1 protein-coding gene is annotated in these 974 nt (G+C 32.3%); it reads left to right on the top strand.

The genetic code is table 11. The features are described from left to right. A partial coding sequence (locus tag BN8917_RS14315) for a mucin-binding protein (protein WP_159426721.1) occupies nt 1-974 on the top strand: 974 nt, incomplete at both ends.

The raw sequence follows: 974 nt of genomic DNA, 5'->3' as shown, positions 1-974 counted from the left end.
ATTTGGAAATAGTGATAATACAACAATTTATCATGTAGAAAAAGATATTACAGATAAAGTTTATATTGATGTTAAAACTGAATCAGGAACTGTTTTAACTCCAAGCCATGAAGTAGCAAGTGGGGCACCTGGAGCTAAGGTAAATGTTCAAATGCCTGAAATTCCAAAGGATTATCATATTGTAAAGGTAACAGTTGATAATAAAGTGATTACTCCAGATAGTAATGGAAAATATGAATTACCTAATACTTTATCAGATAATCAAAATCAAGAAGTTGATGATCATATAGAAGTTATTGTTGCAAAAAATCCAACAACAACGGTTGAAGAAAAATATCAAGACGGTACAAACGTTGTTCCGGATAAAACAACAGTAAATCTTCAAGGAACTAAGGTAGAAACAGGTCTTCCAGAGCTTCCAGAAGGCTATAAAGTAATTAAGATTACTGTAAATGGAAAAGAAGTTTCGCAAAATGAAGTTCCAACAGTACAAAGTGCAGATAATCAAACAATTGTTTACACAATAGGAAAGGTTTCAACAGATACTGTAAAGGTAGTTGATGAAGATAATCAACCAGTAGTACCTGAAGTTTCAGTAACTGGAGTTTCTGGAACAGAAACAGGACTTAAAGCTCCTAAAATACCAGAAGGATACCATATTGTAAGTGTAACAAATAACGGTAAAACAGTAGAAGCTGGTGTACCAAGCAAGTTTACAAATGATGATCAAAATATTGTTTATCATATTGCTAAAGATCCAAGTACTACAGTTTCAGAAGTTTATCCAGACGGAAAACCAGTAGTAGTAAACAAAACAACTGTAAACCTTGCTGGAACTAAAGTTGATACAGTAATTCCAGAACTTCCAAAGGGATATCAAATTACAAAAATAACTGTTAACGGAAAAGTTGTTTCACAAAATGAAGTTCCAACTGTTCAAAGCACAGATAATCAAACAATTGTTTATACAATAG

Origin of the sequence: Clostridium mediterraneense (assembly GCF_900091705.1) — a bacterium.
Classification (GTDB): domain Bacteria; phylum Bacillota; class Clostridia; order Clostridiales; family Clostridiaceae; genus Sarcina; species Sarcina mediterraneense.
Note: the sequence above shows the minus strand (reverse complement) of the source record. Positions and strands in the feature narration are given on the sequence as shown.